5 protein-coding genes are annotated in these 7823 nt (G+C 49.8%); all 5 read left to right on the top strand.

Features of this window, described 5'->3' with window-relative positions; genetic code table 11:
• Nucleotides 1-11 precede the first annotated feature (11 nt).
• The 5 genes from Q0106_RS05155 (at nt 12) to Q0106_RS05135 (ending at nt 7790) form a co-directional block, all read left to right on the top strand.
• Nucleotides 12-4910 carry an autotransporter domain-containing protein gene (locus Q0106_RS05155; RefSeq protein ID WP_297609803.1) on the top strand — a complete coding sequence of 1633 codons (4899 nt, stop codon included), beginning with the start codon at nt 12-14 and terminating at the stop codon, nt 4908-4910.
• A gap of 144 nt (nt 4911-5054) precedes the next feature.
• Complete coding sequence (locus Q0106_RS05150; protein WP_297609801.1) at nt 5055-5471, top strand: helix-turn-helix domain-containing protein; 417 nt, start codon at nt 5055-5057, stop codon at nt 5469-5471.
• A gap of 55 nt (nt 5472-5526) precedes the next feature.
• Nucleotides 5527-6297: a hypothetical protein gene (locus tag Q0106_RS05145; protein ID WP_297609798.1), complete on the top strand. Its 771-nt coding sequence runs from the start codon at nt 5527-5529 to the stop codon at nt 6295-6297.
• 16 nt (nt 6298-6313) lie between these two features.
• Nucleotides 6314-7174 carry a DNA adenine methylase gene (locus tag Q0106_RS05140; protein WP_297609796.1) on the top strand — a complete coding sequence of 287 codons (861 nt, stop codon included), beginning with the start codon at nt 6314-6316 and terminating at the stop codon, nt 7172-7174.
• 34 nt (nt 7175-7208) lie between these two features.
• Nucleotides 7209-7790, top strand: coding sequence for an AAA family ATPase (locus Q0106_RS05135; RefSeq protein WP_297609794.1), 582 nt, complete (start codon nt 7209-7211; stop codon nt 7788-7790).
• Nucleotides 7791-7823 lie beyond the last annotated feature (33 nt).

Here is a 7823-nt window from a genome sequence, read left to right as displayed (position 1 = left end):
AGTTTCTAACAATGAATAAGACATTCAAGGTCGCCCGCTCCCTCACACGCGGCACGGTCGTGACGAGCGAGAAGGCTTCCTCCTATCAGGGCAAGGCCGTGAAGACGGTCGTCGCTGCTGCGGTTGCTGCGGTGATGGCCGGTGTTGCCGGTTCGGCGATGGCTGCAGCTGCAGACGCCTATGTGGGCTCTGACGCTTCCATCACGGTCTCCACTGAAGCCGATAGCAGCACTCAAAAAGTTACTGTCAACAAGGTAGTTACCTATGTTGATGGCAAGAAGACCGACACTGCTTTTACTGCTGATAATCTTGATCCTGCATCTACGATCGTCCTCGCTGGTGGTCCGCTGAACCTTACGGCTACCGATAAGGGTGGCGTGACGCAGTCCGTCAAAGACGTTAATGGCTATGGCTCGATCAATTTCACGGCTGTTAATGGCGAGACGGCGCACAATGCTACGCTGACGGTGACAGGTACCGATAGCGATAAAGCTGCAGCGGTCATTGGCGATGAAGGCGATCTGACCATTTCCTTCAAGAACACGGGTTCTGGCGCCAACAAAGGCACTTCTACTCTGACTTCTAGCGACGCACAGGGACTTACTCTTGGCGTTTCCAAGCCGGCTGATCATCATCAGGCTGGCGCCGTGACGCTTGATGTCGCGGATGGTGCTAAGGCGGTAGTTGAGGCGTCTGCCGGCGCTCTCACGCTTGACAATGTCGTTTTCAAGAATGCCGGCGATCTCTCGCTGAAGGGTACGTCTGTTGCTTTCAATTCTGCATATGAAGGCACTGGCGGAAAGCTGACGGTCGAAGCCACGGATGCAATCGAACTTAACGATGCATTTGCTGATAAGGTTGTCTATGTCGGTGAAACTGTTCCCAACGACATTAAGGATGTCACTGCTCATCTGAATGGCAACGTGACTGTTGCTGGTGACGAAGCGTCTTTCTCCGCTGAAACGCTCTATGTTGCTGACAAGAATCTCACGCTCAACGCCGATGGCACTGCAACGATAGCCAATCTGACCGGCGCTGGAAAGGTTACCGTTGGTGCTAAGGCTACGCTTACTGCGACCACACTCAACCTTAAGGCTTCGACGGGCGGTATCTCAGTTCAAACCGACGGTACTGCTTCCGGTGATGCTATCGTCGCAACTGGCTTAGACAATAAGATCGAAAATGCCGGCACGATCGCCTACAAGACCATTACGGTCAAGGGAACGACGGATACTGCAACCGGTCTCACGCTTTCCGGTGTTTCTGGAACTCTCACGGCTGAAACACTGACTATTGGTGGTCCCGCTTCCGGTAGCAAAGGTACTTTCGAACTCGCAGCAACGGAGCCTGGGGAAGACGACAACGGGAACCAGCTCTACAACCTGAATGTTCAGACGCTTGATGTTCAGGACTACGGTGTCGCGACTCTGACGAGCGGCAATGCCAATGTGACCGGCGATATGACTGTTGCTGGTAAGGCTGCGGCGACTGTTGACACCGCTGCAGTGCTCGTTGTCAACAATGGTCTCGTTCTTGCTTCCGGCAGCGCGGTTGAGAACAAGGGCGCCGTTACGGTGGGCTATCTTGACAATAAGACCGACCTGACCGGCACGGGCGACCTCACGATCACCGGCGTTGAAGGCAAGACTTCCACGAACGCTGCTACCGCTTCTATCTCCGGCGGCACGGTCACTGTTGAGGGTGCTACTTTCAATAATGAAGGTACGCTGAAGGCTGGTACCCTGAGCCTGACGAAGGGCGCTGTTTATACATCCGGTCTTGAAAACGGTAAGTCGGATACGACTGCAACGACTGGAATTACAGTTGACGCTTCGACCTTCAATGTCACTGCGCTTAATAGCAAGAAGACTGGTTCCACTACGAACGATCTCCTGACGCTTGATGAAGTCTGGACGCTCCAGAACGGCGGCAAGATTACAGTCGCCGGTTCTGAAGATCCGGTTGATGTCCAGCTGACTTCCAACCTGACGCTCGACAATACCGTTCAGAACTTCCGTTCTCTTGAGCTTTCGGGTGCTAGCGCCAGCTTGACGCTTGACAATGAAGCATCTTCCGAGATCGGTACTCTCGATCGTACGGCGGGAACCGTTGCCATCACTGATGGCACTCTCAAAGTTACGAACAAGCTCTACACGGCTGATGCCACTAACTTCACGGTTGGTGCAGAAGGTGAGCTTCAGCTGACCGCAGATGTCGTTGGCCTCACCATCGATGCCAATGGTGCTGCCGTTTATGCGGAAGATAAAGACACCAAGAAGAGCTTCAAGGGCATTGCAGCCAACGATGGCACGATCGTTATCGAAGGCCTCACTGGCGAAGCCAAAGATGTGGCGACGGCAACCGGTATTGCTCAGAAGTTCGGTACTACTGCCGCCACGAGCGGTCTTGTAGACCTTACCGGCCTGACGATCAAGGGCATTAGCGTTGACTCCAAGAATGAAATCAAGTATTCGACGATTGAGGCTCTTCAGCAGAGTGGTCTCGTCATTGACGCTTTGAAGAACGCTACGGTTACGGATATCGGCTCTGGTAAGACTCTCCGCGGCGAATACGGCAATGCCGTTCTTGTGGCCGGACAGACGGCTCTTGATGTTGATAAGACCCTCATCCTCAACGGCACGGGCAACCTCGTCCAGGCTGTGAAGGGTGAAGGCAAGGAACTGGCTGGCGTTACTCTCGATGCTGACGACACGCTCGTCACGACCGGCGAAGCTGCCGTCATTGGTGCTGTCACTAGCAGCGACTTGTCAAATCTTGGCGAACTTTATGTCGCCTCCGGAGACCTGACTGTTCAGGGCAATGTCACTGCTGATCTTGATGTGGATGGCAAGCTCACCGTCAATGGCGACGTCGATGCGGGCACTATCTATGTCGAGAAGGGTTCCTTCCAGACTGGCACGGTGGACGTTGACGGCTACAAGACGCCGGGCAATGTGAAGACGAATCTTCTTCAGATCGAAGACACGGGTTCGTTCACTGCTGATGGCAAGGTAGAGCTTGGTACCAACCCTGCGGGCCAGGAAAGCTACGTCTTCGGCAATGCATCTATTGCTGAACTCAATACTGGCGCTCAGACGCTTTATGTTGGTTCCTCCTCAGCTGAAGAAAGCCAGTCCGGTCACCTCGTGGTCGGCAAGCTGACCGGCAACAGCAAGATCTTTGCGGATCCTGCCTGGCAGGAAGGCAGCGTGCTTGCGCTTGATGCCGCCTCCACGGTTGTTGTCGGCGAAGTTGCTTCGGGCGCTTCCGTTCAGGCCGGTCAGGGCTCGATCGTTGCGATCGGCGCCACTGCCACGGCTGATGAAGCTGCTCAGCTCTTTGCCCAGACCGGCTATGGTCTCGGCGACCGCACGACTGAAGCCAACAAGGGCAAGGATCTCGTCAAGGCCGTGCTCTATGTGAGCAACGAGACGGTTGATGCTGAAGGCAAGGTAAGCTACGTCACGGCTACCGGCAATCTCTCGGCTACCGGCGCTACGACGTATGCTGCCGTTCCTGGCGTGAACATCGGCGCCGACACCATGCTCGTCATGGATGCCAACAAAGTCGACACCACGGGCGCTACGGCTGTCTTTGAGGAAGACATTACTTTCAACAAGGATGCCGAGCTTTATGTGGCCAATCTCTCTGCGCACGATCAGATCAAGGTTGGTACGTTCGCTCCCAACGGCGGCGCCGAAGACTTTGCTGAACGCGTTGAAGATCTCACGTTCACGGGCGACGTCCTGATGGATGCTGCGCTGACGGTCGACACCACTACCAATGTCGGCACGATCGGCGTCACGATGACGAGCAATGAGGAGCTGGCTGCCCGCGGCTACGAAGACATCGTCGGCATGAATGTTGCTCAGGCAATGTACGACCAGAACAAGAACCTCGGAACCTCGAGCTCCGTGGCGTTCAACAACTGGCTCTACACCTCGACCAATGGTCTCGGTACTCCGAAGGCTGTCCGTACGGCCGCTAAGGAAGTTGCGGGCCTCGGCGCCACGACCGGCGTGCAGACCCTCACGATGGACGCCGTCAACCAGATGGCCGACACCGTTGCTGGCCGCACCTCGATCCTCGCGCAGCGCGGTCAGGGCGTCAATGTCTGGGCCGACGTTAACGGCGGCAAGTTCGAAGCCAAGACCCTCTTTGATGGCGCGGGCTACAGCTCCGACATCTACTCGGGCGTCCTCGGCCTCGACTACCAGTTCAGCTGCAACGCCGTCCTCGGTGCTGCTCTGATGATCGGCACGGCTGACACCGACAGCAAGAACTCTGCCTTTAAGGCTTCGACCGATTCCGACCTCGTCGGCTTCTCGGTCTACGCTTCGAAGACTTTCGCCGACATCTGGAACGTCTCCGCCGACATCGGCTACCTCCAGGCCTCGAACGAAGTCAAGGCTGACGGCTACGGCTTCAACTACAAGTTCGACCAAGACACCGATGCCTTCACGTTCGGCGTCCGCGGCGAAGTCCTCACGAAGGCTGGTTCGGTCAACATCGTTCCGCACGTTGGTCTGCGCTACACGGCCCTCTCCACGGACGGCTTTGAAGCTGCCTACGTTACCGACATCGACGACCAGAACATCTTCCAGATGCCGGTCGGCGTGACGGTTTCTGCTGACTTCGAAACCTCCGGCTGGACGATCGCTCCGAAGTTCGACCTCTCTGTCGTCCCGACCTTCGGCGACAAGGATGCGGACCTCAAGCTTGGCGTTACTGGTGCTTCCGCTACGACCGACTACGCCGTTCGCGTGATCGACTCGAACCCCGTTCAGGCTCAGCTCGGCGTCAACGCGACGAACGGTGCCTGGGGCTTCGGTCTCAGCTACAAGCTCGGCGCCGGCTCGGATGACCGTATGAACAACTCGTTCAATGCGAACGTCCGCTACGCCTTCTAATCGAGCGTACCGAATCATCCGGAACTGAAGGTTTTTCCATCTCTTCCGGATGACTTCACCCTTTGACTCCTCTTCTCTTCTCGCCCGGGAATCCTCGGGCGGGAGGAGAGAAGAGTCTTTTATTTCCTACTTCCGGAGAACGCGATGCCGCTCAATCAGGAGACTCCTGACACTGCGCCTTCTGAAGAAAGACGCGAAACAAGAGCGCTTTCGGAAGAAAAGCGCGCGCAGGCGATTGAGCTCTTCAAGCACGGTATCGGCTACACGAAGGCCTCTCGCATCCTCAATATTTCCGTCAACACCGTTCGGGACTGGAGCCGGGAATTCAAGAAAGGCACCTTCAAGGCGAAGATCTCGGAAAACCAATACCGATATCCGCAATCCGTTCGCGAGAACGTGATCCGCATGCGGCTATCCGGTTACTCCTGGAGTGAGCTTTACAAGCGTTCCGGCATCTCGTCGAGCACCGCCCGCAAGTGGGTTGATGACTACTGCCGCTCCAAGGGACGCAGAAAGCAGCTTCTGGTCGTTCCTGCGCAGGACTCAGACGATGCTAAATAACTGAAACGAACCCAGGCGGAAAGGTCCGTCCGGGTTTTTCATGTTTCCTGCTTGTATGTACAAAACAGAAGATATGAAAAATATTTTGAAAACGTATGCAAACACTATATATGAAGGATTGGAACCAGAGTTCGCAAGCCTAATCAAGTGTTATAGCTGGCCTAAAGATAGTCCTCCCAATATTGAGGACACAATCAAATTGCGTGCGAGTATGGCACGGCGTTGGAATTTAGATCCAGAGGCAACGGCTGTAGCAGCTGTGGAATGGGGAGGACTTGTCTATAACCGCAACGCTCGAAATAAGGAATTCTCGTATGGTGATCCGCGCGAAATCGTTGAGAGGACTTGTCGTACACGCTCAAACTGGGGAATGGCAACCTGGACCAAAATTTTAGCGGTTCGAGATCCTAATCGTTATTTCATTTTCGATGCAAGGGTTTCGCTTGCTTTAAATCAGTATTGCGCTGATAAAGAATATCCATTTGACTTCTTTTTTCCTGAACTTTCTTCGCGATCAAAGGAACGGAACTATGCACAGCGCTTAGCAATAGAAAAACTTGACAAACTGGGAGCCAAGCCTTTCTCCAGCTGCTCGTCTTTCTATTTTGATTTTTATTGTCCACTAATTATAGCGCTTGCAAATAAGCTTTCATCAGACTCGAAAATTCCAGTTATTGTTTTTAATGAAAATCAACTAATTAACGATGTTCGAGAAAGTAATATTATAAATTTAGGATTCGATATTTTGCCGCATTTCGTTGAAATGGCCCTTTTTATGAAGGGAGGTGATGCTATTTCTATTGCTCATAGTGTGGTGAATAAATAAATCTTCATTATTAACAATGATTTTCTCTCCATTACGTTACCCAGGCGGAAAGAGCAAGATTACTCCATTGATGGTTGAGGTAATTTCCTCACTCAAAACGTGTTCAACTTATATTGAGCCTTTCGCCGGAGGTGCCGGAGTTGCCATTAACTTGCTTTTAAATGGTAAGGTAGATCAGATTGTCATAAATGATTATGACAAATCCATATATTCATTTTGGAGGGCTGTTAAAGAGGAGAGTGATAATCTGTTGTCTCTAATTGAAGCTACTCAAGTAAATATTGACGAATGGCACAGACAGCGAGCAATATATGCAGAAAGTCAGGGAAAATATTCTATTGAATTAGCGTTTGCAACATTTTATTTGAATAGAACTAATCGATCTGGAATTATAAGCGCTGGCCCAATTGGTGGGTTGAAGCAGAATGGAGAATTTAGGCTGGATGCTAGATTTAATAAAATAAACCTTATGAAAAGAATAAAATCTATATCGCTTCATGCTAAAAAAATAAAGGTATATAACCAAGAGGTTCGTTCTTTCATCAGGAATACCCTACCTAAATACCAAGATAATTCATTTATATATTTTGATCCTCCTTATTATGAAAATAGTCGAAGGTTGTATAAAAATTCATTAAAAAGTAAAGATCATAATGATATCGCTAATTATATAGCAAATTATGTGCGTGCTCCTTGGGTTATAACATATGATGCTGTTACAGAAATCGAAGCAATATATAGAGCTTACCCTAAAAGATATTATTTATTAAATTATAGCGCCGCTCGAAAAGTTAAAGGAAGGGAATTGGTGATCTTTAAAGATGAAACTATCATTCCTAATACGATGCTGAATTCATCTTTAGATTTCATATTTTGATTATTTAAGAAAAAGGTGTGTTATGTATAAAAGGATGGATATTAAGAATTTTAGAATATTCCAGGATCAAACTATTGTTTTTGGGGAATATATTACTATTTTTAGTGGGAGAAATTCAACGGGAAAATCAACTTTATTAGGGATGATTGCTAATTCAGGGGAATTAAAGAAAGCTGATGGTGTTACTTATTTGAAAAGACCGTTCAGAGCAGAGTTTGGAGAAATTTTTAAAGGTAGTCAACAATTTGATAAACAAGGCAGTGATAGATTTACTGTTGTTCTTAACAATGCAGAAGGAGAGGAAATAGATAAAAGAACTTTTCGTACGGCATGGCAAGCTACAGAAAGAGCAAGAAAAGCAAAGAAAGGAATAATTGTTTCATCAAATGGAAATGTAACTCAGTCGTCTTCGTTAAAGAATATAGAACAGTTAAAGGCAGAAAAGAGATTTAGAGTTATTCCTGAAAAGAAGAGTAAGGAAAAGAAAAGTGAAGCTAAATTTAAATATCCAATTCTTTATTTAGGTTTATCAAGGCTTTTCCCGATTGGGGAATCTAAGGATGTCACAGTTAATCAGAAAGGGTTGGTATTTTTGAATGATGAACATAAGGAATAGTTTATTGAAAACTATATTAAAGTTTTATCCATT

This window comes from uncultured Sutterella sp. (assembly GCF_937923675.1).
Lineage (GTDB): Bacteria > Pseudomonadota > Gammaproteobacteria > Burkholderiales > Burkholderiaceae_F > Sutterella.
The sequence above is the reverse complement of the archived record's forward strand: the minus strand, read 5'-3'. Positions and strand labels throughout refer to the sequence as shown.